The organism is Undibacterium sp. Ji50W, from assembly GCF_049340445.1.
Lineage (GTDB): Bacteria > Pseudomonadota > Gammaproteobacteria > Burkholderiales > Burkholderiaceae_D > Undibacterium.
Genome location: NZ_JBMPOX010000006.1, coordinates 195,483 through 220,662 on the forward strand (window position 1 = coordinate 195,483; position 25,180 = coordinate 220,662).

Genomic DNA, 25,180 nt, shown 5'->3' on the forward strand with positions numbered 1-25,180 from the left:
CATTACGACAATTCTACGCCAAGGAAATGTGTAAATGTAAGACCTGAACCCGGCTCCGCACCGATTTAGACCAGGACTATGATTTCACCACCTGAGCAGGTCAGAAATGCGTCCGGCATAATCAAAATGGGTTCAGGCTACGCACTTTGATGATGCGGGACCGATCAAAAAAGCAGTTTTGCAACTGGCTCTTTAGGCCAATGGTGGTCATTGCATAAAAGGCCCCCAAGCGGGCTCTATGATGTTGCCCGCCTTTGTGGTCAAGCGTTGTTTCACACGTCCATCTACCGACACTACGACCAGTGATTTGCGGTTACCGGACCGGGTCGCGTAAATGACATATTTACCGTTCGGGGCAAAACTTGGAGACTCGTCATCAGTCGCGTCCGACAGCCGTTGCTCCTGGCCGCTGGCAAGATCCAATGCGAACAGTTGATAGTTGCCGTCACGGCGAGAAATATAAACCAGGGTTTTTCCGTCAGCCGAGATACGCGGGCTGATATTCTCGCCACTGTTGAAGGTCAAGCGCTGGGCCTCGCCGCCGTCTGAGCTCATGCGGTAGATTTGCCCTTTGCTGCTACGGTTACTGGTGAAATAAATGTTCTCGCCGTCTGCGGACCATTGCGGTTCGGTGTCGATGTCAGCGCCGTTTGAGACGCGCCGTAACCCGCTGCCGTCGACGTTAACGGTGTAGATCTGCGTGTGCTCGTCTTTCGACAGCACCACTGCCATCTTGTTGCCCCTCGGTGCCCAAGAGGGACCCGAGTTGTTACCTTTTTCGTTTGCCACCACGGTGCGGGCACCAGTAACCAGATTCTGCACGTAGACCACTGGCTTATTTAGTTCAAATGACACATAGGCCAACTTGGTGCCATCCGGTGACCATGATGGCGACATGATTGGTTCCTTCGAACGTAGCGCCACTTGCTCGTTCTCGCCGTCGGCGTCGGCCACCATCAGATGGTAGTTGCTGCTCTCCTCCTTGACATAAGAAATGCGGGTCGAGAACACGCCGCGGATGCCGGTCAGCTTGAAGTACACGTCATCGGCAATCAGGTGGGCCGACTGGCGCGCGAATTTAGCGGTGACAGCCTTGTCCAGGTCAGATATCTTTTCTTGCTTGACAGTGTCTAGCAGTTGGTAGCGCACGTCATAGTGGCCATCGGCGAAGACATCGACGGTGCCGACCACCAGCGCGTCGGCGCCTTTGGCTTTCCAGCCGCTGTAGTCGATGTTGTTGAGGTCGCTCACGACGCCGGCGTCGATGATCTTGAAGGCACCACTGCGTTCCAGGTCGGCCTTAATGATTTCGGAGATTTTTTGCGGTGAGACGCCTTCGTTGACGAAGCCAGCCACGGCAACCGGAATCTGGTTGCCGCCGACGCCGGAAATCTCAACCCGCATCTGGGCGTGGGTGTCACTTATGGCGGCCACAATAGCCAAGCCGGTGAAAAGCATACTACTCAGTTTTTTCATATCAGTGCAATTTCTTTCAGCTTGAAGTCAAGGAAATGGCCACGCTCTACTCCCATACCGACTCTATTGGTAGCTGCCGAGCGCGTGGAAAAAGGGGCACGGGGAAAAAAGGGCCAGGCCTTATATTACGACAATTCTAGGCAGAGGAAATGTGTGCGTATAAGACCTAACCCAGGCTTCACTGGATACAGCCAAATGAGGGAATTTTCTATCATTGAGTAACCCTGATGCTTTGACGTTTGGTGCCCATCAAAAAATCCGACTAACCTGCAAAAATAAAAGTTGGACAGGATACTCGTTCAATCGAACGTTTAACAGGTTAGAAATTTCCTTAATCCGGTTTTCGTTTATGCCCACATTGAATTATTTCACCGCCTTGCTGCACAAGAAAACTGGAAGAAAAATTCAAGTAAATTTGAATCATATTTTCCTCTCTGATTAATCGTATTTCACTCGCTATATCGATATGATTTAAAGTAGCGACCTTCCTTTAATTTTAATCAGGCACATCTGCATCTTTCCCGAACAGAAGCTTATCAACAATCATGGCTACAATTGTTGCGCCGCAAATCAATCCTAATAATGCTATCGAATTTGTATATAAGGCGTTAAAAAAACCAATTTCTGGAAAAACCGGGATCAACCCAAGGGGAATGCAAACGAGCAGCAAAAAAATTATTGTAAAAATAATTTCCCTTCTTCCTACATTACGAGATTTTTTATTTTTCATTTTCATTTATGAGTAATGTTATAAAACCAGGTCCTGAGCGTACCATTTGGATTATTATTGGTATCACAATACCATGTTCCGGGTGAACTCTTGCACCCGCTAGCAATTGACCACGTTTCATTGATTGCTCGCCCCAACTCGATACCACCAAGGAAGGAAGACGATCATGCTCATCACTCGCTGTCAAACCTGATCCAACGCCATATAGAACGACGCAATGTGTAGTGATTGCGAAAACTCGCCGCTGGTGATCATCGCTTTCACCTCAGATGGATGGGCGAAAGATTCAGTGATGTCTTCGCTGGCATCCAGTGTTTTTTCAGCCTGCCGTTGAAGGCCGCGCGCAATGAACAGGTGGATGCTGTTTGTCTGGCGTGCTGGGTTGGCGTAGTATTTTCCATGCGGGGTCCAGCTTGACGCGACGTAGCCTGTTTCTTCCAGCAATTCGCGCTGTGCTGCATCCAGCACAGACTCACCGGCATCCACTACCCCACCCGGCAATTCGGTACAGACCACATTTGCCGCATAACGGTATTGCCGGACCACGAGAATTTTTCCATCCGCAGCCTGGGCAAACACATGTACCCATTGGGGTTCTTCAACCACATAGTAAGGTTCAATGATCTGGCCATTGTGCAACTCGCAGGTGTCAGCACGCAGGGTGAGCCAGCGGTCATCAATAAGAGATTTGCTAGCTAACTGGCGCCATGGATGCATGTTGATCGCTTTCAATTAAAAAGAAACATATACAGATATCTTGAGGTAGCCAAGCCGGTCTTCCCACCGGTTCATATTGGTGGGTGCATCCTTCACATGGCGGATGAATCAAACTGCCAGCGTCCCGCCTGTAACGTTTGATTACACAATCACCCGTGGTAATTAAATAATTAACATGCCCTTACAATTATAATATCCCGTTGTCAGGCAAGTGCAGGTCCGGCTTGGGCCGCCCCCTTTTTTTAACCAAACGCGAGGTCTATGCAAGATGTTGTCTTTACTAAAGCTGAATTTTGTCAGAAACGTGTTGATCGGTTGCTTTTTGATTTACCTGATAGAACAAACCATCAGCTTCCAGTACATGAAAAATATACTGGCATTGCCGGTGCTGTTGTGGATAGCTGGCAATGTCATTTATGGACTGGGGCACAATCGGCGCGAGCGCAAGAAGTTTGAGAAAAAGGTCCATGCCTTTTGCAAGTTCACTGACGACAATTGCCTGGACATCGATGAAGGCAATGCCATGGCGCTGCATTACGACAGCAAGACCATTTACCTGATCAACAAAACAGGACAAATCGCCCTGCAACCAGAACAGATCTTGCGCTGGGAAATCGGCATGGCCCGTGATCGGATCACAACCACGCTTACCTCTGCCACGGCCTATACCCCAAGCAGCGCGCAGGTCACCATGACACCGGGTGGCGTGTCCCATGTCACATTCTGGATTAACGGCGGCGCTTACCACGTGTTTACCGTGGCCGTGTCTTCTGAAAAGATCGTCAACAGGCTCAAGCATTTTTCGCTGGTCAACAATATTACCATCGTCTGATACTCTTTTTTACCCTGATAACTCTATGAAGACTTTACGCCTTGCCTTGCGCGCGACGCTGGCCAGCATCGGCTTTGCCAGTGCAAGCATCACCTGCCACGCCCAGACCTGGACGGACATGCCTGCCATGGACACCAAATCCAATGTCGTCACCCAGCGTGCAGATAGCCCCATCTACAGCCGCATGGCAACTGATAAGAAATTCCGTGATTTTGCCTACAATGCCATCAACGTCAGAGGTGAAAAACTGAATTATGAGCTGGTGCTGGAATCGCGCGCTGCCTTGTTTAGTACGAGCAACTTGCGCAAGGTCTATGAAACCCGCGCCGGCACATATTATGTCAGCTATTGGGTGAAAGAAGGCCGCGCCTACCGCTCTATGCCTTTCCGTCGCAATGCTTACCTGGCCCTGATCGTGGTCGACACCGTGCCAGCAGACCAGAGCAACCCGCAGTTCAAGGCCGTTGCCAGCAAGCTGCCATATGCGGTGTACCAGATCAAGTGGGAACAACCCAAAAGCAATGACCGTGGCACCATGCGGGTAGACGATAGCGGTTCTGCCGTCAAATGGAATTGCAAGACCAAAGACGGCCGCGCCATGCCGACCATGCTACAAACCATGATCATCCATAAACCCAATTTCGAAAAAGAAACCGAGTACTACCACACCGCGTATTACGTCACCGACGACGGCCAGTTGAAAGACAACGGCTGGGGCAAATCCAACATCTGCACAAACCGCAGCGTGGGGCCGGATGATGAGGTGTCGAAGTGGGTGAGGTTTTTTGGTGGGGAGTGAGACTGTTTGAATAACTACCGTGCTTTAGAGATCATATCCAAAAATTCGAAGCAATAATTTACAGCAGAATGTAATATAGAGAACAATTACAATTTTTGCATCTCATATGCTAATCAGTGAACTACATATCTCGCAAGATGATGCTCATCAATTTGGACTGGATGAAGTACGCATGTCGCGCTTGAGCCAATTTGTAGCTATTGCCGGAAAGAATGGTGCAGGTAAGTCACGATTACTAAAGAAATTAAGTGAGATGATCACATTTCGAGACCAGTCTTTAGGCAAGCTAGATGAATTTTTGGCCAACCCAGGCCTCTTTGGGAAAATGCCAGAGGTACAACAAGGTAAAGAACTCCAAGCAATAAACTGGTCAAATCTTGATCCAACTAAAAAAATTTTTGAAGATGGTCAGTCCGGAGTTATAGTAAAAAACGACACTCGCATCAAATCGCTACGTTTTGTACCGAAAAGCCTGGAGTTATTGGACCCTTTACAATTAAGCACTGGGACACTTATAGAAAAACACTCTTCTACGAGAAGCATCCGGATAGAAGAACTTGCAACATCATGCAATGCATATATCCAGCAAGAGCAAAATCTCTGGTGGAATGCTGGTCACCCTAAATTCACAGAAACTGAAGGTTACCCTAGTAAAAATGAGTCGATCGATTCATATGAACGTTTAAACAGGATGATTTTTGAACTACTGGGAGAAAAACTTAACCGCTCACCTCACAATGAAGTAACGATTTTCAATAAATCATTCATAAATGCAGGGCTTTCAGATGGTCAGATAATTCTCCTGCAAATAGCTGTCGCTATCCATTCAAGAAGTGGGTCATTGAATGACACTGTTTTCATCCTGGACGAACTTGAAAACCATCTCCATCCGTCTTTAGCTATCGATATCATCGAAAAAATAAGTTCGGCAGCACCAAACGCTCAGTTTTGGATTGCCACACATTCCGTCCCTTTACTTGCCTATGTTCACAGTAAAGATCCTTCAGCTTTGTGGTTCATGGAGAACGGACGAATTAGTCACGCTGGCAGGGACCCCGAAAGAGTTTTAAATAGCCTTCTTGGCGATGATGAACGTATAGGTCAACTAAACACATTTACCGGCTTACCTGCGCAACTTGCCACAACAACTTATGCTGTCGAAAGCTTGATGCCCCCCAAGGTCGTTTCCCTACAAAAGAATGATCCTCAAATTAATCAGATTGCTTCATTCATAAAAGAAAAGCAATCTGAAGGTGCTGTTTCCATTCTTGATTTTGGAGCAGGAAAAGGAAGATTGCTTGAGGGTTTGGCTGCAGAATTTAAAGCGGATGGACAATCGCAAATCACTGACAAAATATCCTATTTTGCTTTTGATGAATTTCCAGCCGATAAAGATACCTGTCTGGCGTTAATCAAGGAATACTATCCAGATGACAAGAATAGGTATTTCGGATCTCAAACAGAGTTTTTCGAAAACAAAGACAATGCATCCATTGATATTGTTGTGATGTGCAATGTCCTTCACGAAATACCGCCGAAAGACTGGCTAGAGTTGTTTTCATCTTCAAATTCAGCCTCATCAATAATCAATCAAGCACTACGTGAAAACGGATATTTACTGCTGGTTGAAGATCAACGAATTCCTGTTGGAGAAAAAGCACATGAGCATGGATTTTTGGTGCTGGACACTGCTGAATTGAGGATTTTGTTTAAAGTGACAGAAGCAGATATTAATAACGAGAAATTTATTGCCAATAGTCAGAAAAATGGCCGTCTAAAAGCACACTTGATTTCAAAAGAACTGTTAACCCGAATTGACGCAACCAGCCGAAAAGCTGCGATCACCCAATTGCAGAGCTCTGCACAAGATCAAATAAAAAATATTCGCCAAAAACCTGCTACATATGCAAATGGACAATTACACGGATTTTGGACTCAGCAGTTCACAAACGCGTCCTTGTATCTTAAAGTGTAAAGAAATTTAAACGCTATTTAGCTCAGCAAATACAAACATAAAACCTGACTCAGCTGCATGTCGTAGCAAGGCGAGGTGTGACTTCAATATTCCAAAAGCGTATTCCAGCCCCTCGCCGTCGTCATCATATGGTGGGCAAGGGTCTTCTGAGGACTGAGCGCTCTGTAAATATGCGAGCACTTCAGATTTTTCATAGCTGTACACCCAGCCATCTTTAATCGTGGGGTTGCCCGTATGTACAACCTGAAGTTCAAGTGGTTCAAAACCATCTAACTGTACTTGCATTGTTGGTCTGTATGCTTGCTTGGTCGCTTCCACGACGAAACCTGGGTCATGCTCAATGGCATTGATAAGTGCCTGGATGCTGTCTGCCGCGCGGGAAATGTCATCACCTTCCAACACTGCGGGTTCATTGACGATATACAAATCAGAACCAACAGGAGAATGGTCGCAGATGTCTTTCAACAAATCAAAGACGGCCCCTCTTCTTGAGTTAGTCAAGACAAAGCGACGTTTCTCTATCTGATTGTGCGACAAAATTTTCTCGTGAGGACTTAGGTCTTTATCAAACTCTGCTGAAGGTCCTGCAATTGCGACGGTATAAGAGTGCCAGGCCATGTGTCCCCCACTTTGTAGATGTTAACGATTTTACCGAATAAAACATTCGGCAGCCAGACCAATAAGGCCGCCCACCTGGATGCATTTTCTCATCATTCATTGAGAAAATTCATTAAAAACGTTGGCCATTTTCTGAATCTCGAACGAGGGCATACTCAGGCGGTTGGCCCGGTCACGCCACCCCATGATCACGTCCGTTACTTCTTTCTCTATGGTAGTTGCCTGGTCGCGACTAAGTCGATAAAAGTCCCCCGCAGTTTCACGAACAAGCTTCATATTCGGGGTAGCCACATGTCCGTCCAGGGTCAAAACATGCTCTTGCTTATGGATGTTCGGGTTCATATCAAATGCGGGTGAAAGGCGCCAACCGGTTTTAACGCGTAGGCATCCGTGATTGCGCAAGTGATCATCCCGGTTTCCTACAAGCACATTGAAGACAACGCGGCATAGAGTTGTGCCAGATCGGTGTCGATGTGGTCCTGTGCGCCCTGGTCCGAAATCAGTTCTGCCAGATCGAGATAGCTAGCGCCGTCTTGACCGTCCTGGCGTTCGAGCAGGGTCATTGCGGACACAAACATGCGGCGGCTCTCCCCTATCCGGTCAAAGCGCTCCACACAAAACGTGCGATGCCCTTCCCCTAACTTTTCAAGCCGTGAAGGAGGCACCCAGATACCAGCAGCTAACGCCATCTCATGAACAAGAAATTCCCAGCCACCGACATCGTAACGGTCTTCTTTGGAAGGAAACTTGGCAAACCATAGCTTCCCTGTCAGGTCGGTGAAGTTCACTTTTGGGCGCGCGCCGCCAAGGGACGACCCGGGGGCAATCAGCATGGACAACCAGCGCTCGAATTCTGGAAGCTTTTCAACACCGGGCTCTTCCAGCTTTCTGCTTATTTCGGCAAGTTCACCCAGACTGGTGACAGGAGGTGCGGCTTTCTCCCGGTCATCAAGAAAGTTGCCACCACCAAGCTTTCGAAAACGCAATGCGCCCATGCGGGTGATGTCGTGTACGCCCAACAAGAAGTCCACGTCGCGCAGAACCTTCATTGCTCGCTCTTCGCGGGCGGCTTCGGCTGCCTCGAGCCGCTCCATAAGCATCCGACCCCACCGGTCTGGTGCCGAATCCAGGAAAATCCCAAAGCCTGATGCACCGGCAGCCGGGTACTGTTCCCCCGAATGAATATCGAGCCGGGGATCAAGCATAAACCTTCCTGCATGCTCTTCCCAACTCTGGACGTATTGGAATGAGGCTGGCAGGTCTTCCTTGCGCAAGTTACGATGTAGTAGTCCAACCTGCTGCTGGATGCCCAGTTCTGCCGCGTCCAGATGTACGTCATACGTTTCGCGGTGCTGTGCTGCCTTAGCTTTACTCATCAATTGGGGCCCCATGCGACGGTGCATCTTCTTCGCTGCCCTTGGACTTGGCCGAACGTCCGCGTGGAACCCGGATCAACAGCTTGGCATCTTGAAGTCTTCGGCCAAGCTCATCATTTTTGGCCACCAATTCGAAATCGCTATCCATACCTAGTATGCGCAGAGCACGCAGGTAGGTTCCAATTGCGATTGAGGCATCCCCTTTTTCCATGCGATTCAAGGTGTCGCGTGACACATTCATCCGTTCGCAAAACAGCACTGTTGAAATATCACGGCGCAGTCGAGCCTCACGCAGGCGTTGCCCAAAGGACTTTAGCTGTCGGTCAATGGTGGGAAAGGGGCGTGGTATTCTGGTCTTCATGTCCTATAGGTTAGACAAGAGAGCATTATTTGTCAATTTAATCGGACACTTATTTTTTTAAGTACATTGATCGCCTGATTAAATTGATTAACACAATATTTTTGTGAATTTTATTGAACATCTAAGAAGCCCTCTCTACCCCTCCCCAAACTGCGGATAACTCGCCCCTTCCAGCATGGATTGCACCGAGCAGTTCACGCCTGGCAGGCTGTCCCAACTGGGGTCGCCCGGTTTGGTTTCGAGCATATTGGCCCAATGCAGGGTTTGATCGCCGCCGCCTGAGGTGGCCATTTGCATTTGGAATACCCATTGCTGGTCTAGCTTGCTCATGTGGCCAAAGCCGGTGACGATGGATTCGCGCAGGCCGCTGCCGCGGATAAAGCTGATTTGTACCTGGCCATTGGCGGTGACGGTACCGACCATGCTGCGTTGTTGTGGGCTGCCGGATGCGCTGCTGCCCTGGTCGGCATCAGTAATAATGGCGGACGATACGCCCCAGAAATAGCCGTTTTTATAGCCAGAGATATGCCAGACGGTTTGGTCGACTTTCCAGCTCAGCAGATTATCTGAAGCTGAAAAACCCAGGGCGGGCAGGTCCGGGTAAGTCACGTACCAGTAGGTATCAGCCAAAAAATCCCAGGTAGTGCGATTGATGTCAGACATGTGCATCTCCATTCTCAAGCTAAATACCACGACGTCAGGGAAATACCATGACGCCATTATAATATTAAAATGAAAACTTAAATGCAAATTTACTATGTGCCCAAGGAAGACTCCTTGGGTGGAGGTAGGCAGGCTATCGATGAACATTCGTAGGTATCAAGCCTACCCGGCATGAAACGAGCACTAGTCTTTTTTAACTTTGCCGGCCCGCAAGCTACGATGCAATAGCGCCCCCACCAACATGGCTGGCAAGAATATCCATGTCTCCCAACTGGGACTAGCCAATGAGGCAATGGCAGGGCCGGGGCAATACCCGCTGATTCCCCAGCCGATTCCAAAAATAATGGACCCGACAACTAAATTGCTATCAAGCGCCGTCAGTGTTGGAAGATTGAAATGATCTGAAAACAGTGGCTGCATACGACGCAATATCCACCTGAATGCAATCACCGTCACGCCAACGGCAGCCCCCAATACGAATAGCAAACCCGGATTCCAGTTACCCGCCAGGTCCAGGAAATCAAGGACTTGACCGGGGTCGGTCATACCTGATATCGCCAGCCCTAGACCGAATAAGAGACCTGTAACCAGGCTGCTTAGGTAGAACACGAAGCTAAACATCAAAATACCTTGAATAGATGACGGACAATCATCGCAGTGACGATGCCGGTCGATAAAAAGATCAGTGTTGCTGCGATTGACCGTGTCGACAAGCGCCCTATTCCGCATACACCGTGGCCGCTGGTACAGCCATTCGCCAGCGAGGTGCCAAAGCCGACGAACAAGCCAGCGACGGCAAGTAACCAGGAGGGAAAATGTGCTCGTGCAGTGGGTGCATGACCAAGGACCGCATAGTACATTGCAGCACCGCCAATCAGACCGAACAGAAACAGGCCGCGCCACCACCGCTTACCTGGGTCGGCAGAAAATAAATTGCCCGCTATATTGCTGATACCTGCAATACGCCCCGTGGTCCACAGCAACAGCGCGGCAGACGTGCCTATCAAGGCGCCGCCCGCCAAAGAGGTATAAATAGCCAGGTTAGTCATTCGTTTGTATTTTGTATTTATGGGCTCAACAACTCAATTGCTGATTTTAATTGCTTATTTTAATTGCTCAGTCTGACAGATTTGCTGTTCAACTATTATACCGTCCCAGCCGGATTGCTTGCCGCCGCAAGACCATCCTGCGGCAGCGCGATGCCGACGCCGCCTATCGCTTGCGACTTGACGCCAAAGCCATGTGAGAAATAACCGTCTGTCGCCAATGCAGCAGTCGATACGGTCATTGAAAGCAATAGTATGCTTACTTGGTGGGATGTCTGTCTCATTGCTAGCCCTTTCGATTGCGATGCTGGTGGACAGTGACAGTCCACCAGTTTCTGATTATTTTGTTTTGCTGATGTGCAGCGACACCACTACAACAGCCCAGATTTAAGCGCATATTTTTTATTCGAAAAACTAATTATTCCGAGCTTGAATATCTGTTTTTTAAAAATACCCTCCCTTTCAAGGGGAGGGTTAGGGTGGGGATGGATTTCGGTTGATTTGCGGTGAATGAATTTGCGCCCGAAACCCAGCGCAATCGTTTCACCGAGCAGCTTGCGCCTGGCAATGACGAAGACATTTGAAAATGCCTGGTCTTTTATCCCGCCAGAAGGACTTCACCGTTTTGTATTTTCCTCAGAAAATCAGCAGTTGAAGATAGCAAGCCGTGATGGACATTCGTACGATTACGCTTCGCTAATCGCACCTACGTTCTATTTGTGGCGTAAAGCCAGGATTTGCAAATTCCCGCTTCAGCTTGCGATGCGATTAGATAGCACAGCGTAATCGCACGTAGGTCGTGCCAGGCGATGGCGAAGACATTTCAATCAGCAGTTGAAGTAGAAAACGTGATGGACATTCGTACGATTACGCTGCGCTAATCGTACCTACGCTCCTATCTATTTTCTACACCGTCGGCACCTGACTCGCCCCCAGTGCGTAGGTACGATTAGTGAAGCGTAATCGCACGTATGTTGTGCCTGGCAATGACGAAGATGCTTCAAATTTTCTTGTTTTTTATACCGCAGGATGAACTTCATTGTTTCGTATTTTCTTCAACAAATCAGCAGTTGAAGATAGCGAGCCGTGATGGGCATTCGTACGATTACGCTACGCTAATCGTACCTACGCTCTATGCCGTCGACACCTGGCTCGCCCCCAGCAGGCTATAGGCAAATTCATCCATCGTTTTTTGTGACAGGTCGGTGTTGTTGAGAATGATGACGGTGTCTTCGCCATCGAGTCTATGCCCGAGTACGGAGCGGTAGCCGGTGGTGCGGCCAGTTTCCCAGCCGAAGCGGTGTACCTGACCGGCGATGTGCAGATTCTTGACGCGGCCACCCAGGGCATAGCTTTCGCTGTCGACTTCGATATGCGTCAGTTGGGCCAGCGATGCAGGTGTGATGAAGCCCTGGTTGAAGATGGCTTGTGCTGCCTTCATCAAATCGCTTGCGGTGCTGTAATAACCACCACCGGCGGCCAAATAGGGTTGACGCATATCGGTTTTGCGGGCTGGCGGGTTGATGGTGGCATAGGGCACGGCGGTGGCGGCATCGTCGGCATAAGCCTGATCGGCACGGGTGGCGGACAGCTTCAGCGGATCAAGCGTGATGCTGCGCATGGCTTGCTGGAATGGCTGGCCGGTGACAGCTTCGATGATGCCGACCACGATGATCCAGTTGGTGAGGGCGTAATCGAACTTGCTGCCGGGCGGGAAGATGGATTCGCCCTGGCAAAACTGTTGCATGGCCTGTGCGGTGCTCATGCTGGCGGTGAACAGGCTGCGGTCGGCCTTGATCATGCTGGTAAACTGGTTGGGAATGCCGCTGCTGTTGGACAGCAAATGCCGCAGCGTGACCTTGCTGCCGGTATCGGCGCGGTGTGCTGGCAGGTAGCGATTGATAGGTGCATCCAGATCGAGCTTGCCCATCTCGACCAGCCGCAGCACGGTGACAGATGTCAGCCATTTGGAAATGGAAGCGATGGCAAACGGGGTGTCTGCCCGCAGCGGCTTTTGCGCTTCGATATTGGCCATGCCTATCGCACGTACATAGGTGGGCCGGCCATGCTTGCCCAGCATGACCACACCATAGAATGGCTGAGCTTTGACAAAGGCATCGACGACCGGGTTGTCGGCACCGATCACGTCGCTGCTGCCATTGCCACTAACGCCGTCGGCAAAAGCATGTTTGCCCAATAGCGCGGCGGCACCACCTAGCATGAAGTGGCGTCTGGTCCAGTATGTCATGGCTTACCCTTGGGTGAAATCAATCGGCGATGTGATAGTGACTGCCATACTGACCACCACCCGCCTCATTGGTTCATTTTTTCTGCCAGGATGGATTTCAATATGTTTTCAGAACGGCGTTGGCCATAGCCTTTTCCATAGGCGCTGGAGGTGATGACGACGACGGCATGCAGAGCGGGGATGACATAAATTTTATTGCCGCCGTTGCCGGATGCAAAAAAGACGGGAACCAGCTGCCCTTTGCTCATCTGCGCTGTCTGTGCTTTGACAGTGTGCGACCTGGCATACCAAAAATAGCCATAGCTGTCGGCATAATTATCCACATCAGCAATGCTTACCTGCGGTGCCAGCATGGCGTCTATCCAGGCGGCGCTGATGACGCGCTGCCCTTGAACCATACCTTTGTCGAGCACCAGTTGGCCGATTTTAGCGAGATCGCGGGCAGTCAGCGACAGGTTGCCCTGGCCTTTGGGGTGGCCGGCGATATCACGCCCCCACTGCCAATGGCTGATACCTAATGGTTGGAACAAGGCTGTGCGGGCGAATGCTTCCAGATCCTGGCCGGTGGCCTTTTCGACGGTGATGCCAGCCAGGTAGGCGGTAACAGAGTTATAGCGGTAGCTGGTGCCAGGGGTGCTGTCCCTGGGCACGGACAGGACAAAGGCCAGCGGATCGGAAGCGATGTCGAGCTTGTCTTCATTGCCGGGGGATGCAGCATCTTCATCAAAGGCAGCCAGGCCAGAGCGCATGTTCAACACCTGTGCCAGGGTGGCCTCACCTGCTGCGCTGCCTTTGCTGGCAGGCCAGTACTGCCACACCGGGTCGCTGGTGCTGCGTATGCTGCCCCGGTCTACAGCAGCACCCAGCAGCAAGGAGGTAATGCTTTTGCCGACCGAGCGGGCATCATGCAAGCCATCTGCCGTTGCGCCGTTGTAATAGCGTTCGGCGATGATGTTGCCATCTTGCAGGACCAGGACGCTATGCAAATCCGGGTGTTCATCCTGATCCCATTGCGCCAGCAGGGCCTTGAGTTTGGGATCGGACCGTGGTTCTTGTGCCTGTGCTGAATGAAGCATGGAGATGGCGCAGGCAAGCACCGATGTGATGATGGGTAGATAAAGCCGCATGGCAGGTGTCCGGGCAATCAAATGGCAAAATTGGTGCGAACGGCGCACCCTACCAGGGATGTAAATAGCTGAAGGATATCAGCGGCGTTTGATCGTGGCAAAAAATGACAAGCATTTTCTGCCCGCACCGGAGAACATCGCGTAGGGTGCACCAAGTGCACCGGATACCGAACCCTTTTTGCATGGATGATGTGCACGGCGTACCGTGCATCATATTACAAGCACTCAGGATTTGTCGCGCCTGGTTTTTGGGTCCGGCATTTTTTGCATTTCCACCTGATCCAGGCGGACGAAGACAAAGCCCTGTTTCAGGGCCTTGTTCAATCCGGATGACAGGCCCTGGGCGGATTCGGATTGAGGTTTGTTCATGTGGGCGATGATGACATCGCCGGGCTGCAGGCGTTTGAACTTGTCAGCGATGGCTTGTTTGTGCAGGGTGGCCCCGTGATCAGCATTCAGCGAGAAACCGGCGATCTTGTAGCCCAAGCGTTTAATTTCGGTCATCGCTTCGGCATCATATTTGGCGCCGGCACCGCGATACCATTGTGGCGCGATGCCGATGGTGCTGGTGATGGCCTTGGCACCTTCGGTGACTTCGCGTTGCAGGTGGGCGACGTCGGGTTCGCCGGCCAGGCCATACACGGTTCTGCCGCTGCCGATGATGGCGGGGATATGCTTTTCGCCATGGTCTTCGACATCAAACAAATCCAGGTTGGATTTGATGACGGCGACACCACGGGGATTTTTATCCAGCCATTTTTTGGTGACAAAGATGGTGGCGGGTATGCGCTTGCGTATCAGGAAGGCGAGCAAGTCTTCATCAAAACGGCCCGAGCAGGCATCCAGGGTCAGGGCCACTTTGTTTTCTGCCCTTGCTTGCGGGGCCAGTCTTGCATGCACTTCCACCGGTTTGGCATAGCCGGTGCCGCAGCAGAAAAGCAGGCTGAAAAGCGCAAGAGAAAAAGGCTGATGCAAAGGAAAAATCATCCATAAATGGGTGGTTGCAGGTTTGTGTTCCAGTATACATTTTGCATGCCGAATAAACAGCTCAATTACATTTGGTAAAAATTGCGCAGGGGCTTGCCCGATACCGTCAGGTTCAGACATGGTGTGGTAACGCACAGACCCTGGCTTCAGGATTGGATATGCTTCCCCTACATTGCAGTAACCGGTGTCACTTTGCAGATAGCAAGGGATGCAGGCAAGTATTGTCAGTGGCGCGAAAGACATCAGGGCCTGTCGGTTTATTGATTTATTTATCCATAGGTCTATTTTTTGGGATAAGGACACATCGTACAGATAGTACGGGCTGTCATATTCTCTCCAGAAAATCGGAAACCCGCCAGTGGCGGGTTTTTTAACGACCTGCGTGTCATACATCTGTATTCAAATAACAATAGGGGAACAGCATGGGTAATCCATTCAGATTGGGGCAGCAAGAAAAATATTGCCTGTCCTGCGTATTGACCGCATTCATGGTGTCGATCACGGTACCGGCATTGAGTGCTGAACCGCCAGAAACCAATACCACCTTGCCTGTCAGTGAAGACACGGCAGCACTCACATTGCAACATGAAATCACCACCGCGGTCGATGACAATGCAGTCAGCGTGGAAGTGACATCCAGCCCACGCCAGCTCAGCATTGACTTAATCAACAGCAAGCACAGCAATGCCACGCCGGCGATACGCAAGAAAGAAGCGATCAGGCTGGCATCGATATTGGAAAACCTCATCGCGGGGAAGAAATCGTATGCTGACGTCACTGCCTTGCATGTCAACTACAACAGGGTGAACGAGGGCCGCAACCGGCCAGTACAAAAATTTAATTTCATACGCGCGCAGTCGGGTGGTTTTATACTTAAACGCAATTAGCCATGGCAGCTTAAGGTACACAACAGAAAGGGAGGCACATGGCCTCCCTTTCTGTTGATACCTACGCTGGCCACACACTGGTGTGGCGTTCAGCTTACGGATTATGGATTACGCTTGGCCACTTCATTGCCGACATAACCGCCACCGACTGCACCGGCGATAGTGGCCAGGGTGCGGCCATTGCCATTACCGACCTGGCTACCCAACAGACCACCGACAACTGCACCGACACCGATGCCTACCGCGCTGTTCTGGTTATTGTGGGCCACTGGCTGGGCAGGTGCATCGTTGCTATACGTTCTTGGCTGACTGCTATGGCTGCTCTGTGCCACTTTAGGGTGGTTGACAGGGGCGGCATATTGTTGCGCAGGCTGCATGCTATTCATGCCGGATGTGCTGTTGCCGTTGCTTCCATTCATACCATTGTCAGTGGCAGCAAGTGTGGTGGCGGCTGGTGCTGTGGTGCTGTGCGAGCTGGGCAAAATACCGGTGATGGCTGCGACACCCAGTAAGCTGACCAGTATGACCGAGCAGGCTGCGCCAGCGACCAGAGGATGAATGTGCTTGCCTGTTTGTGCTTGTTCCATGTTGATCTCCTGAAGATGGAAAAAAGTAGTGCTTGCCACATTAACGCATAAGCAAGCAAAAAAGGAGACAGAACAGGGTGTTACAGAAGTAAGCGTTTGTAAGAATCTGCTTACGATCTTAAGCGCGAGCGCGATTGTAGTCCACGCGGGGCTCATGCGCTGCTCAAAATGCTCATGTACCAGAAGTACATTCCGCTTTTTGCGCTGCGCTTTTGTTACCCTTACCCCGCTGACGCTCGCTCGCTACAGATCGTAAACAGGTTCTGACGCATCAATAACAAAAAACACCCAAACCAGAGGGATCAGGCAAATAAATGAATCCGCATCCTATCAACATCCTGTTGCTTTGCGTTGCGCTACCAGCTTCAACAATTCACCTTTGGCAGCACCGCCAGACAGGTACAGGCGCAGTTCGGTGACGTTGTATTGGCTGGATGCGTCGAAGATGAAATCGAGTTTGCCGTCGTGATCAAGATCCCCCACCCAGATGATCTTGGCATTGTTGTCTTCCTTGTTTTCTGTGTAGTCGAACAGGTATTGGGCTACGCCATTCAATTCGAGGTAGATGCGGCCTTCGCGGTTTTGCAGGTGGTATTCGTCACCGTGCAGGTGCATGAGCCGTTCTTGCCCCAGCGGTGGCAGGGTTGACAGTTCAAATTCTTCGTCTATGGAACCATTGACGACCTTGGCTTCATCTGACAAGGTGACGGCACCGGCTTTCAGGCCAGGGTCAGACAATATCATGCGCGTGTTGCTGATATTGGCCGATACCCGCACACCGGATTTGTCGAGAGGGTCGGGGATTTTCTTGAATTGAGGCTTGACCGCCACCAGCCGCCAGCCCTTGGATGCCTGTTGCAAACCCAGCCACGGCCCCTTGCTCTCGGTTTTGGCTTCTGACGCATGATAGTCTTGCAGTTCCAGGATGTCAGATGCAGCCGCTGACCCGCACCAGGCTGTCAAGGACACCGTCAACAAGGCGCAGTACAGCGTGGAGGTGAAGATGGGGGTGGATATTCTGGATAAAGACATGGCGGCTTCCTCGGTGTTTTGCGGCATTGATATGTCATTCGAGCTTCATCAGGTCATGCACAGCTTATACACATGTCATACACGTCATACACGTCATACATAGGCGATCAACAACGAAACATAGCTTTCAGGCATCATTTTACTAGCTTGTGGCCAAGCTTCAAGCTAAGTTTGTGCGAAACAATGATTATTCGTCTTTTTGAACTGGCTCTAACTGTCTCTTCCACCTCAGACAACACTTGCACAAAATTGTTTCATGGCACAATACGATGTATGACTAGTACCCCTCACCTACCGATGCCAATTGGCATGCGCGCCGATATGCTGCATCAGTTGGCCGCTCTCAGCAAAGCCGGCATCGCCCCGGCGCAGGCCATGCCCATGATCAGACTGCCGGGCAGGTATCAGGCCAGGATGGATCGTACCCGGCGTGCCATGCAGAATGGACAGAATATCGCCCAGGCCGGATTGCAACATGGCTTGTGGACACCGCTGGAAGCGGGCCTGCTGGGTGCGGCACTGGCTGCCGGTGACCCGACGCCGATGTACCGCCGTATGGCTGACTATTACACAGAAAAAGCCCGGCAATTGTCTGGTATCCGTTCACGCCTGGTGATGCCGGCGTTCACGTTTGTGGTGTTTTTATTTGTGACACCCCTGCCCCAGCTGGTGGCCGGAACGCTGTCAACGGCTGCCTATCTGTGGCAGGCACTCCGTGCGCTGGGCCTGGTGGCCGCCGTGTTCATGGCCGGGCAATATGGCTTGCGCCGGTTTCAGATGCGCTCTCTGGATGCGCCTGAGTCCTGGGCAGATCATCTGATGCTGCGCCTGCCGGTTTTTGGTGCCATGCACAGGCGGCGTAATCTGGGTGATTTCTGGCAAAGCATGGCTTTGTTGCTGGAAGCGGGCCTGCCGATGTTTGATGCCCTGCCACTGGCGACGCAGGCGGCAGACAATGTATTGATACGGCAAGAACTGGCACGCCTGCTACCGCTGGTGCAGCAGGGCATGACACTCAGCGACGCCTTGCGCAACATGCCATCCATCACCGACAGTACCCTGCAAGGCATGGTGCATACCGGCGAAGCCAGTGGCAGCCTGCCTGACATGCTGACACGCTATGCCAAGACCGAGAGCATCAAACTGGAACAGCAACAAAGGCTGGTGGCAGAATGGATACCACGTGTCATCTACAGCATGATCGCAGCGATGATCGCCTACAGCATTTTTAAAAGCGGCGCATTCATGCCGCACGCGCCTTTGAATCCATAGCAAAACGCATTTCATGAACAGCGACGAGGCGACCAACCCGACTCAGAATAAGTAGAAGGTGTTAAGCCATAGATTCCGCCCAAGTATGACTGAAGATCACAAAATCGAATCTGTCATGCGCGGAGAGAAATTAGAAAACGGGAAGCGCCCACATCGTGAGACTGAATCAGATGGTCCCTGGTTTTATTTTTGATCAGGAAGGGAATTGAGAAATTTTTCTTTCAGTTCTTTTTCAATTTCTATGAAATATTGACAGATCAAACGATCATCGCGCAGGCAGCGTTCCGTTACTGGCTTACCGGTGGCTTCAGAAAATAATGCGGCCAATGTGACGCAGAGACAAGGTTCCGACCGCACGGCACCACCCACTGGGCAACTATAGTTGCGAACCATAATACCACCCGGTACTGCTATTGCTTCAGTACTCGCCCCCATCGAATCGGCCACTTTCATGACGCGCGACAGGTCATCATTAAAGTCTGCGGATGCTGAAAGACCGGCTGTACGCGCCAAATTTCGTCCTGTCTCATCCAGTACATTCAACATCTCATCTGGGTCCAACTTTTTACGCAAGGTTGAAATTAAACCCATTAAAAATACAGGATAAGCTTTTGAAGTCGCATCCTCACTGCCAGGCGCTGCCTCATAGGTAATTGCAGGCTTACCAGGAACGCCCGTCTGCATTCCTTTTTTACGACGAACCCGCCCCTCGGCTTCCAATTGTTTCAGTTGGACGTTGATTGCGTTTCGCGTGACGCCCAAATGCTCGCATAGCTGAATTACTGTCAGCGATTCACGCCGGAGTGCATTGAGGATGTTATTTTTTGTTGTCACTTTGCCGTCTAAATAATTTTTCCTATCGGATTATAGCCGAGAGCAAAAACCAATAATGACAATACATATTGTCATTATTGGTTTTAATGGTTATACTTCCTACCTCCCCTCCTCATCACAAAGAGAGTTTCCTATGTCGATATCCAAATCAATCGTGAAAATTGTTGCCCTTCCTATCATCTTTGCCATGACACAAACGACCTCTGCACAAACAGTGACGACAGCAGAAACAGTCACCCCGGTAGAACTTGTTGATGCCTTAAATGGCGTTTTTGGCAAACACCCTGGAGCACGTGCTGTGCACGCCAAAGGCATTGTTCTTGAGGGCAGTTTTACTGCGAGTAAAGAGGCAAAAACGATCAGTAAGGCCCCACACTTTCAAGGATTCAAAGTCCCTGTCGTTGTGCGGTTATCCAATTTTGCGGGGATACCGGATATTCCAGACAATCATCCACTGGCAGCACCCAGAGGATTGGCAATTAAATTTATGCTGCCCAAAGGCGCGATGACGGACATTGTGGCGCATTCATTCAACGGTTTTCCAACACCAACAGCAGGCGATTTTCATCAGCTACTGATTGCGTTGGGAACGAGTGGGCCAGATGCACCAAAGCCGACACCACTCGATAATTACTTGAGTGGACATCCAGTTGCTAAAACTTTTCTCACCACACCCAAACCTGCTCCCGTCAGCTACGCGAGTTTGCCCTACTATGGTGTCAACACATTTAAATTTATCAATGCAACTGGAAAAATCACCTATGGCCGCTATCAATTCTTGCCTGTGGATGGTGCCGAATACCTGAGCGACGAACAGGCAGCCAAAGTTGCATCTGACTACCTCCAGACTGAGATAAAGCAGCGCACTACCCTCCGTACCATCAAGTTTAAAATGATGCTGCAAATTGCAAGTGCGGACGACAAACTCGATGATCCCTCAATCGCCTGGCCGGACAGTCGCCTCACGCTGGAATTGGGTGTCTTGTCCATCACTAAAGTGGCAGAAGATAACCATGCGGCACAGAGTAAATTACTCTTTCTACCAAATGCATTGCCAAATGGTATTGAAGCAGCAGATCCGATGATCAATGCGCGTTCAAATGCTTACCCTGTTTCGTTCGGACGCAGGCAACAATAAACAACAACGGCCTTTTTCCCCACTACCAATACTTCACCCGGTTAGTATGCGTACTGACCGGGATTAAATCAGGGCGTGTTGACCTAACGTAGTGCTGCACTAATTTTGCTTCAGGTAACGTTGAATATCCGCCACTTTAATCTTGCGCCCCATCTTATGCTTGCGTTCTTTCATTTCACGCACGATGACATTCAATTCGCTGACCTTGGGACGCAAGGGTTTCAGTGAAATCGCCAACACCGGGACGATCTGTTTTTTCACATAACGGCTGCCAGATGTCAGCATTTGCCAGAACACCAGCAGCAAGCTGAAGATCAGGCTTGCCAGCAGCGCCTTGTCGGCATATTGCGGGAAGTATTTCTCAGCCAGGCTGGGCAAGGTCTTGAAAAGCACAATGCTGGCACCGACGGCAAGCCAGAATTCCAGATCAAGCGTGACCTTGGCCAACCGCCTTTCAACCATGGGGGACAAGATATAGAAAGGGCTTTTGATGAGCGAAAAACGGACTTCATCCTTTAAGGTTTCTGGTGATTTTCTGACGATTTCTTCCAGCGCCAACCGGTCTTTCAACACATCCAGCATGTACGGATTGGACATCTTGACCAGCGCAGGCATGGGTTCATTCTTTTTGGGAACGCATGCATAATCCGCCAGGTCAGCATTCAGGATAGTTTTGCATGTCTGACAGGTGCGTTCATAACCGACCAGATCACCCTTGCCGACGGTGATGTAATACACATGGCCAGCCAACCCTATGCGCTTGATTTCAAACGCCCTGGGCTTGCGACAAAGAGGACAAAAATCGGCAACATAGCCAAGCTTTGTGAAAACATGTTTTTTCCCCCAGACGATAACCATCAACGCTCCGTTTTTTACGATTTATTGTACGATTTATTGAAAGGGTATCATTCACTTTCACGCTGCACAATATGTTGTGCAGTAAGTGGTTCATTGCGTTGCAGCCCGGCCAGGGCATGAATGAGGAAGGATGGACGGACATCCAGTTGGTGCAGATCTGCCCGTTTGAACCAGTCAAAATGCAATTTCAACTTGCCTTCCATGCCGGCATAGGGGCCGGGTGTGGTCAGCAGACGTGACCCTGGTTGCAAATGAGTAAGGAAGTACAGGCCTATTTCATGATGACGCTGGCCACGGTAAGTAAAGAAATTTTCCACAGTCCATAGCAGTTTTTCACAGACCACTGATTCTGCCAGTTCTTCCTGCATCTCGCGCACGATGGTAGTAGCAGCAAGCTCGCCTGCATCGACGCGGCCACCAGGCACGAACCAAAAATCATCGCCTTCTATCTGGTGCAGCAATATGCTATCGTCGTTCAGGATCAGGGCGGCAGCGCGCAGGTTGTAGCGGTAATCGTCAATGTCGAAAGAAATCATGGGTTTGTTTTTGGTCTGAAGAAAATTATTCTGCCGCCACCAGCAAGCTGGTGGCGATCTGCTGGGTATCCTTGAGCGTCTGCAAGACGATGTTGGAACGTATGTCCAACACACCGGTGGTTTTATACAGACGTTCCAGCACAAAAGCAGAATAGTGCTTGAGATTGCGCGCACGCACGCGCAGCAGGTAATTGGCGTCACCGGTGATGATGTAAGAACCGACGACTTCTGGCCATTGTTGCAGGGCTTGCGAAAAATTTTCATGCCACTGTTCGACATCACGCCGCATGGTAACCTGGACAAAGGCATCCACTTCCAACCCCACGGCAGCGGCATCAATCACGGCACAATAGTGGTGGATGATGCCTGCTTCTTCCAGCATGCGCACGCGGCGCAGGCAAGACGAAGGCGACAGGAAAACCTTGTCAGCCAGATCCTGATTGCTGATACGGCCATCAGTCTGCAATTGCTGGAGGATTTTAAGATCAGTGGCATCGAGTTGCATCAGTGTCTCCTTTATTTTATTTAAGGCAAGACCACTCACCACAGAGGCACGGAGGCACAGAGTCAGCACAGAGAAAAGCAAAGAAGAAGGGAAGACTGATTGCAAACAGGCTTTGTTTCGTAGACCTGCGGTCATGCCGCATGAATTCCCTTCTACGCCATAGAGAAAGGCACAGAGAAAATCTTAAGCAGGTGAAAGCATAACCTTGGACTTTCCTCGTCTTTGTTTTTCTCTGTGCCCCTCTGTGCCCCTCTGTGTCTCCGTGCCTCTGTGGTGAGAGGTCTTTTTTAATTATTACCGGATATCAGCCCATCCAGATAATTTCAAAAACACAAACAACCTGGTGTCTTTGCGCAATGCACAACGCCATTCTTGCATTATCCATCAATATTTTACTTATTCGACGCAGTATATTCTATAAATATAGGTTTTGATGTAGCAATTTGCAAGAACAATTCAGGCAAAACGGCATAAAATCTCTGCATGTTTTTACAGGAGTCAGCATGTCTCTACCCACCCCACAGATCTGGGATATCACCCCGCCCATACAGCCAGGCATACCGGTCTGGCCGGGGGACAGTGCCTATAGCGCCGAAACCACCTGGCAGATTGCTGACGGTTGCCCGGTCAAGGTCAGCAAGATCACCATGTCCACCCATACTGGCGCACATTGCGATGCCCCATCACATTACGATGCTGCTGGCAAATCCATCGATGAAGTGGCGATCAGTACCTATATCGGCCCTTGTCGCGTGATCCATTGCATGGGTGTGGCCCAGGTACTGCCTGAACATGTGCAAGCGTTTTTGGCGCAGTTGCCGCAGCGGGTATTGTTGCGCACCTACACGCAGGCACCGCAGATGACATGGGACAGCGATTTCCCCAGCGTCGCATCTGCCACCATCGATTTGCTGGCCCAGCATGGCGTGCGTTTGATAGGCATCGACAGCCCCTCGCTGGACCCGCAAGAATCCAAGACCCTGGATGCCCATCTGCGCATGAAGGCGCATCAGATGGCGATTTTAGAAGGCATTGTCCTCGATGACATCGCCGCCGGAGATTACGAATTGATTTGCCTGCCACTGAAACTCGCCGGACTGGATGCCAGCCCGGTACGCGCCATCCTGAGGAGCCTGCAACAATGACACAAACGATACAAACCACTACCACTAGTATCACCCGTAGCGATTGCGTCAAGCTGGATCAGCAAGACCCACTGGCCACCCTGCGTGAAGAATTTGATTTGCCTGCCGGCGTGATTTACCTCGACGGTAATTCGCTCGGTGCCCGCCCCAAAGCTGCGCTGCAAAGAGCACAAGAGGTCATCACCAAAGAATGGGGAACTGACCTGATCAAGAGCTGGAACACGGCAGGCTGGTTTGACTTGCCTTCCACGCTGGGCAACCAGCTTGCGCCGCTGATCGGTGCCGAAGTGAATGAAGTCGTGGTGACGGACACCACATCGGTTAACCTGTTCAAGGCCATTGCTGCAGCCTTGCAGATACAGTCGCCACAGCCCCAGCGCAAGACCATCATTACCGAGCGCAGCAACTTTCCTACCGATATTTATATGGCGGAAGGCATTACCCGCTGGCTGGATCGCGGTTATCAAATTCAATTGATCGACTCGCCGGATGAACTGCCGCAGGTCATGAATGACAGCACGGCGCTGGTGATGCTCACGCATGTCAATTATCGCACCGGCTATCTGCATGACATGGCCGCCGTGACCGCACTGGCCCATCAGCATGGCGCATTGATGCTGTGGGATCTGGCGCATTCTGCCGGTGCCGTGCCTGTGCACCTGAATGTCGCGAATGCCGACTTCGCCGTCGGCTGCACTTATAAATACCTGAATGGCGGCCCCGGTTCACCTGCGTTTATCTGGGTGCCGGCACGCCATCAGGAGGCGTTTCACCACCCATTGTCCGGCTGGTGGGGCCATGCCAGCCCGTTTGCCATGAACCCCGGCTTTACGCCCACCCCGGGCATACGTCGCGCCCTATGCGGCACCCAGCCGATTACCTCGCTGGCGATGGTAGGCTGCGGCCTGGATACCTTCGGCAAGACCGATATGCAAGCCATACGCAAAAAATCACTCGCACTGACTGACCTCTTCATCACGCTGGTAGAGACCCGCTGCGCCACGCATCCGCTGGAACTGGTGACACCGCGCCCGCACCAGCAACGCGGCAGCCAGGCCAGTTTCAAACACCCGCATGCCTATGCGGTGATACAGGCACTGATACAGCGCGGCATCATCGGCGATTACCGTGAACCCGCCATCATGCGCTTTGGCTTTACGCCCCTGTACACCCGCTATGTCGATGTCTGGGACGCCGCCGAGGGCCTGCGCGATATTCTCGATAGCAAGGACTACGATACGACAGCGCAGCGAAATGCGGTGACTTGATTTTTTAATCAAGACCTCTCAACACAGAGGCACAGAGGAAGCACAGAGGGGCACAGAGAAAAACGAAAGAAAAGATTTGAAGTAAATAGGATTTACGCAAAACAGCAGCGCTGCGCATTGAACCTGCGTAGGTACGATTAGCGCAGCGTAATCGCACGCATAC

At 50.9% G+C, this 25,180-nt stretch carries 25 protein-coding genes and 2 pseudogenes; 8 read left to right on the plus strand and 19 right to left on the minus strand.

Annotated elements, in window-relative coordinates; all coding sequences use genetic code 11:
- Nucleotides 1-207: 207 nt before the first annotated feature.
- From tolB to ACO0K9_RS12065, 3 genes are all read right to left on the minus strand, one after another.
- Complete coding sequence (gene tolB / locus ACO0K9_RS12055) at nt 208-1,476, minus strand: Tol-Pal system beta propeller repeat protein TolB (RefSeq protein ID WP_422985130.1); 1,269 nt, start codon at nt 1,474-1,476, stop codon at nt 208-210.
- Between the two features lie 496 nt (nt 1,477-1,972).
- Nucleotides 1,973-2,206, minus strand: coding sequence for a hypothetical protein (locus ACO0K9_RS12060; protein WP_422985132.1), 234 nt, complete (start codon nt 2,204-2,206; stop codon nt 1,973-1,975).
- A 183-nt stretch (nt 2,207-2,389) separates the two neighbouring features.
- A complete protein-coding gene (locus ACO0K9_RS12065; protein ID WP_422985134.1) occupies nt 2,390-2,923 on the minus strand; it encodes an NUDIX hydrolase in 534 nt (177 codons plus the stop codon).
- 268 nt (nt 2,924-3,191) lie between these two features.
- Between ACO0K9_RS12065 and ACO0K9_RS12070 the strand changes: the two genes are divergently transcribed.
- From ACO0K9_RS12070 to ACO0K9_RS12080, 3 genes are all read left to right on the plus strand, one after another.
- Nucleotides 3,192-3,755 (plus strand): hypothetical protein, encoded by a 564-nt coding sequence (locus tag ACO0K9_RS12070; RefSeq protein WP_422985136.1) that lies wholly within the window; start codon nt 3,192-3,194, stop codon nt 3,753-3,755.
- 25 nt (nt 3,756-3,780) lie between these two features.
- Entirely contained in the window at nt 3,781-4,554 is a 774-nt protein-coding gene (locus ACO0K9_RS12075) for a hypothetical protein (protein ID WP_422985138.1), read from the plus strand.
- Nucleotides 4,555-4,660: 106 nt separating this feature from the next.
- On the plus strand, nt 4,661-6,529 hold the full coding sequence (locus ACO0K9_RS12080; RefSeq protein ID WP_422985140.1) for an AAA family ATPase: 1,869 nt from the start codon (nt 4,661-4,663) through the stop codon (nt 6,527-6,529).
- 6 nt (nt 6,530-6,535) lie between these two features.
- Here the strand turns inward: ACO0K9_RS12080 and ACO0K9_RS12085 are convergent, their stop codons facing one another.
- The 10 genes and pseudogenes from ACO0K9_RS12085 to ACO0K9_RS12130 all read right to left on the minus strand — a co-directional run bounded on the left by ACO0K9_RS12085 (nt 6,536) and on the right by ACO0K9_RS12130 (nt 15,075).
- Nucleotides 6,536-7,147 (minus strand): hypothetical protein, encoded by a 612-nt coding sequence (locus ACO0K9_RS12085; protein ID WP_422985142.1) that lies wholly within the window; start codon nt 7,145-7,147, stop codon nt 6,536-6,538.
- 96 nt (nt 7,148-7,243) lie between these two features.
- A pseudogene (locus ACO0K9_RS12090) lies at nt 7,244-8,550 on the minus strand (type II toxin-antitoxin system HipA family toxin).
- The gene (locus tag ACO0K9_RS12095; protein ID WP_422985144.1) at nt 8,516-8,884 is read right to left on the minus strand and encodes a helix-turn-helix domain-containing protein; all 369 of its coding nucleotides are present in this window, start codon (nt 8,882-8,884) and stop codon (nt 8,516-8,518) included. The pseudogene ACO0K9_RS12090 and the gene ACO0K9_RS12095 overlap by 35 nt, the downstream one beginning before the upstream one ends.
- A gap of 135 nt (nt 8,885-9,019) precedes the next feature.
- Nucleotides 9,020-9,547 carry a hypothetical protein gene (locus ACO0K9_RS12100; RefSeq protein WP_422985146.1) on the minus strand — a complete coding sequence of 176 codons (528 nt, stop codon included), beginning with the start codon at nt 9,545-9,547 and terminating at the stop codon, nt 9,020-9,022.
- Between the two features lie 183 nt (nt 9,548-9,730).
- Nucleotides 9,731-10,168, minus strand: a complete 438-nt coding sequence (locus ACO0K9_RS12105; protein WP_422985148.1) for a DUF6691 family protein — start codon at nt 10,166-10,168, stop codon at nt 9,731-9,733.
- Nucleotides 10,168-10,596 carry a YeeE/YedE family protein gene (locus ACO0K9_RS12110; protein WP_422985150.1) on the minus strand — a complete coding sequence of 143 codons (429 nt, stop codon included), beginning with the start codon at nt 10,594-10,596 and terminating at the stop codon, nt 10,168-10,170. The genes ACO0K9_RS12105 and ACO0K9_RS12110 overlap by 1 nt, the downstream gene beginning before the upstream one ends.
- A 104-nt stretch (nt 10,597-10,700) precedes the next feature.
- Nucleotides 10,701-10,877: pseudogene (locus ACO0K9_RS12115) on the minus strand (long-chain fatty acid transporter); the annotation flags it as partial.
- Between the two features lie 848 nt (nt 10,878-11,725).
- Entirely contained in the window at nt 11,726-12,841 is a 1,116-nt protein-coding gene (locus ACO0K9_RS12120; protein ID WP_422985152.1) for a serine hydrolase domain-containing protein, read from the minus strand.
- 65 nt (nt 12,842-12,906) lie between these two features.
- On the minus strand, nt 12,907-13,968 hold the full coding sequence (locus ACO0K9_RS12125; RefSeq protein ID WP_422985154.1) for a serine hydrolase domain-containing protein: 1,062 nt from the start codon (nt 13,966-13,968) through the stop codon (nt 12,907-12,909).
- Between the two features lie 225 nt (nt 13,969-14,193).
- Nucleotides 14,194-15,075 (minus strand): polysaccharide deacetylase family protein, encoded by an 882-nt coding sequence (locus ACO0K9_RS12130; protein ID WP_422985156.1) that lies wholly within the window; start codon nt 15,073-15,075, stop codon nt 14,194-14,196.
- A gap of 302 nt (nt 15,076-15,377) precedes the next feature.
- Here ACO0K9_RS12130 and ACO0K9_RS12135 point away from each other — a divergent pair, with 302 nt between their 5' ends.
- A complete protein-coding gene (locus ACO0K9_RS12135) occupies nt 15,378-15,842 on the plus strand; it encodes a hypothetical protein (protein ID WP_422985158.1) in 465 nt (154 codons plus the stop codon).
- 101 nt (nt 15,843-15,943) lie between these two features.
- On the opposite strand, the gene ACO0K9_RS12140 is transcribed toward ACO0K9_RS12135, so the two are convergent.
- Both ACO0K9_RS12140 and ACO0K9_RS12145 read right to left on the minus strand, forming a co-directional pair.
- Entirely contained in the window at nt 15,944-16,429 is a 486-nt protein-coding gene (locus ACO0K9_RS12140; protein WP_422985160.1) for a glycine zipper 2TM domain-containing protein, read from the minus strand.
- 330 nt (nt 16,430-16,759) lie between these two features.
- Nucleotides 16,760-17,461, minus strand: a complete 702-nt coding sequence (locus ACO0K9_RS12145; RefSeq protein WP_422985162.1) for a hypothetical protein — start codon at nt 17,459-17,461, stop codon at nt 16,760-16,762.
- A 273-nt stretch (nt 17,462-17,734) separates the two neighbouring features.
- On the opposite strand from ACO0K9_RS12145, the gene ACO0K9_RS12150 reads away from it, so the two are divergent.
- The gene (locus ACO0K9_RS12150; protein ID WP_422985164.1) at nt 17,735-18,733 is read left to right on the plus strand and encodes a type II secretion system F family protein; all 999 of its coding nucleotides are present in this window, start codon (nt 17,735-17,737) and stop codon (nt 18,731-18,733) included.
- A 183-nt stretch (nt 18,734-18,916) separates the two neighbouring features.
- Here the strand turns inward: ACO0K9_RS12150 and ACO0K9_RS12155 are convergent, their stop codons facing one another.
- Nucleotides 18,917-19,567 (minus strand): helix-turn-helix transcriptional regulator, encoded by a 651-nt coding sequence (locus tag ACO0K9_RS12155; RefSeq protein ID WP_422985166.1) that lies wholly within the window; start codon nt 19,565-19,567, stop codon nt 18,917-18,919.
- 133 nt (nt 19,568-19,700) lie between these two features.
- On the opposite strand from ACO0K9_RS12155, the gene ACO0K9_RS12160 reads away from it, so the two are divergent.
- Nucleotides 19,701-20,705 carry a catalase family peroxidase gene (locus ACO0K9_RS12160; protein WP_422985168.1) on the plus strand — a complete coding sequence of 335 codons (1,005 nt, stop codon included), beginning with the start codon at nt 19,701-19,703 and terminating at the stop codon, nt 20,703-20,705.
- Nucleotides 20,706-20,804: 99 nt separating this feature from the next.
- Here the strand turns inward: ACO0K9_RS12160 and ACO0K9_RS12165 are convergent, their stop codons facing one another.
- From ACO0K9_RS12165 to ACO0K9_RS12175, 3 genes are read right to left on the minus strand one after another with little or no spacing between them, the layout of a single operon-like run.
- Entirely contained in the window at nt 20,805-21,563 is a 759-nt protein-coding gene (locus tag ACO0K9_RS12165; RefSeq protein ID WP_422985170.1) for a hypothetical protein, read from the minus strand.
- Nucleotides 21,564-21,610: 47 nt separating this feature from the next.
- The gene (locus ACO0K9_RS12170; protein WP_422985172.1) at nt 21,611-22,099 is read right to left on the minus strand and encodes an NUDIX hydrolase; all 489 of its coding nucleotides are present in this window, start codon (nt 22,097-22,099) and stop codon (nt 21,611-21,613) included.
- 25 nt (nt 22,100-22,124) lie between these two features.
- Entirely contained in the window at nt 22,125-22,604 is a 480-nt protein-coding gene (locus ACO0K9_RS12175; protein ID WP_422985174.1) for an Lrp/AsnC family transcriptional regulator, read from the minus strand.
- Nucleotides 22,605-23,107: 503 nt separating this feature from the next.
- On the opposite strand from ACO0K9_RS12175, the gene kynB reads away from it, so the two are divergent.
- Both kynB and kynU read left to right on the plus strand, forming a co-directional pair.
- Nucleotides 23,108-23,749, plus strand: a complete 642-nt coding sequence (kynB, locus tag ACO0K9_RS12180; RefSeq protein WP_422985176.1) for an arylformamidase — start codon at nt 23,108-23,110, stop codon at nt 23,747-23,749.
- Nucleotides 23,746-25,017, plus strand: a complete 1,272-nt coding sequence (gene kynU / locus ACO0K9_RS12185; RefSeq protein WP_422985178.1) for a kynureninase — start codon at nt 23,746-23,748, stop codon at nt 25,015-25,017. The genes kynB and kynU overlap by 4 nt, the downstream gene beginning before the upstream one ends.
- Nucleotides 25,018-25,180: the final 163 nt, after the last annotated feature.

Coding starts and splice junctions, on each gene's coding strand:
- ACO0K9_RS12150 (WP_422985164.1), top strand. CDS start 17,735: ATGACTAGTACCCCTCACCTACCGATGCCAATTGGCATGCGCGCCGAT.
- tolB (WP_422985130.1), bottom strand. CDS start 1,476: ATGAAAAAACTGAGTAGTATGCTTTTCACCGGCTTGGCTATTGTGGCC.
- ACO0K9_RS12130 (WP_422985156.1), bottom strand. CDS start 15,075: ATGTCTGAACCTGACGGTATCGGGCAAGCCCCTGCGCAATTTTTACCA.
- ACO0K9_RS12060 (WP_422985132.1), bottom strand. CDS start 2,206: ATGAAAAATAAAAAATCTCGTAATGTAGGAAGAAGGGAAATTATTTTT.
- ACO0K9_RS12175 (WP_422985174.1), bottom strand. CDS start 22,604: ATGCAACTCGATGCCACTGATCTTAAAATCCTCCAGCAATTGCAGACT.
- ACO0K9_RS12065 (WP_422985134.1), bottom strand. CDS start 2,923: ATGCATCCATGGCGCCAGTTAGCTAGCAAATCTCTTATTGATGACCGC.
- ACO0K9_RS12135 (WP_422985158.1), top strand. CDS start 15,378: ATGGGTAATCCATTCAGATTGGGGCAGCAAGAAAAATATTGCCTGTCC.
- ACO0K9_RS12125 (WP_422985154.1), bottom strand. CDS start 13,968: ATGCGGCTTTATCTACCCATCATCACATCGGTGCTTGCCTGCGCCATC.
- ACO0K9_RS12085 (WP_422985142.1), bottom strand. CDS start 7,147: ATGGCCTGGCACTCTTATACCGTCGCAATTGCAGGACCTTCAGCAGAG.
- ACO0K9_RS12080 (WP_422985140.1), top strand. CDS start 4,661: ATGCTAATCAGTGAACTACATATCTCGCAAGATGATGCTCATCAATTT.
- ACO0K9_RS12075 (WP_422985138.1), top strand. CDS start 3,781: ATGAAGACTTTACGCCTTGCCTTGCGCGCGACGCTGGCCAGCATCGGC.
- ACO0K9_RS12100 (WP_422985146.1), bottom strand. CDS start 9,547: ATGTCTGACATCAATCGCACTACCTGGGATTTTTTGGCTGATACCTAC.
- ACO0K9_RS12160 (WP_422985168.1), top strand. CDS start 19,701: ATGTCGATATCCAAATCAATCGTGAAAATTGTTGCCCTTCCTATCATC.
- ACO0K9_RS12145 (WP_422985162.1), bottom strand. CDS start 17,461: ATGTCTTTATCCAGAATATCCACCCCCATCTTCACCTCCACGCTGTAC.
- ACO0K9_RS12170 (WP_422985172.1), bottom strand. CDS start 22,099: ATGATTTCTTTCGACATTGACGATTACCGCTACAACCTGCGCGCTGCC.
- ACO0K9_RS12070 (WP_422985136.1), top strand. CDS start 3,192: ATGTTGTCTTTACTAAAGCTGAATTTTGTCAGAAACGTGTTGATCGGT.
- ACO0K9_RS12140 (WP_422985160.1), bottom strand. CDS start 16,429: ATGGAACAAGCACAAACAGGCAAGCACATTCATCCTCTGGTCGCTGGC.
- kynB (WP_422985176.1), top strand. CDS start 23,108: ATGTCTCTACCCACCCCACAGATCTGGGATATCACCCCGCCCATACAG.
- ACO0K9_RS12120 (WP_422985152.1), bottom strand. CDS start 12,841: ATGACATACTGGACCAGACGCCACTTCATGCTAGGTGGTGCCGCCGCG.
- ACO0K9_RS12165 (WP_422985170.1), bottom strand. CDS start 21,563: ATGGTTATCGTCTGGGGGAAAAAACATGTTTTCACAAAGCTTGGCTAT.
- ACO0K9_RS12095 (WP_422985144.1), bottom strand. CDS start 8,884: ATGAAGACCAGAATACCACGCCCCTTTCCCACCATTGACCGACAGCTA.
- ACO0K9_RS12110 (WP_422985150.1), bottom strand. CDS start 10,596: ATGACTAACCTGGCTATTTATACCTCTTTGGCGGGCGGCGCCTTGATA.
- ACO0K9_RS12105 (WP_422985148.1), bottom strand. CDS start 10,168: ATGTTTAGCTTCGTGTTCTACCTAAGCAGCCTGGTTACAGGTCTCTTA.
- kynU (WP_422985178.1), top strand. CDS start 23,746: ATGACACAAACGATACAAACCACTACCACTAGTATCACCCGTAGCGAT.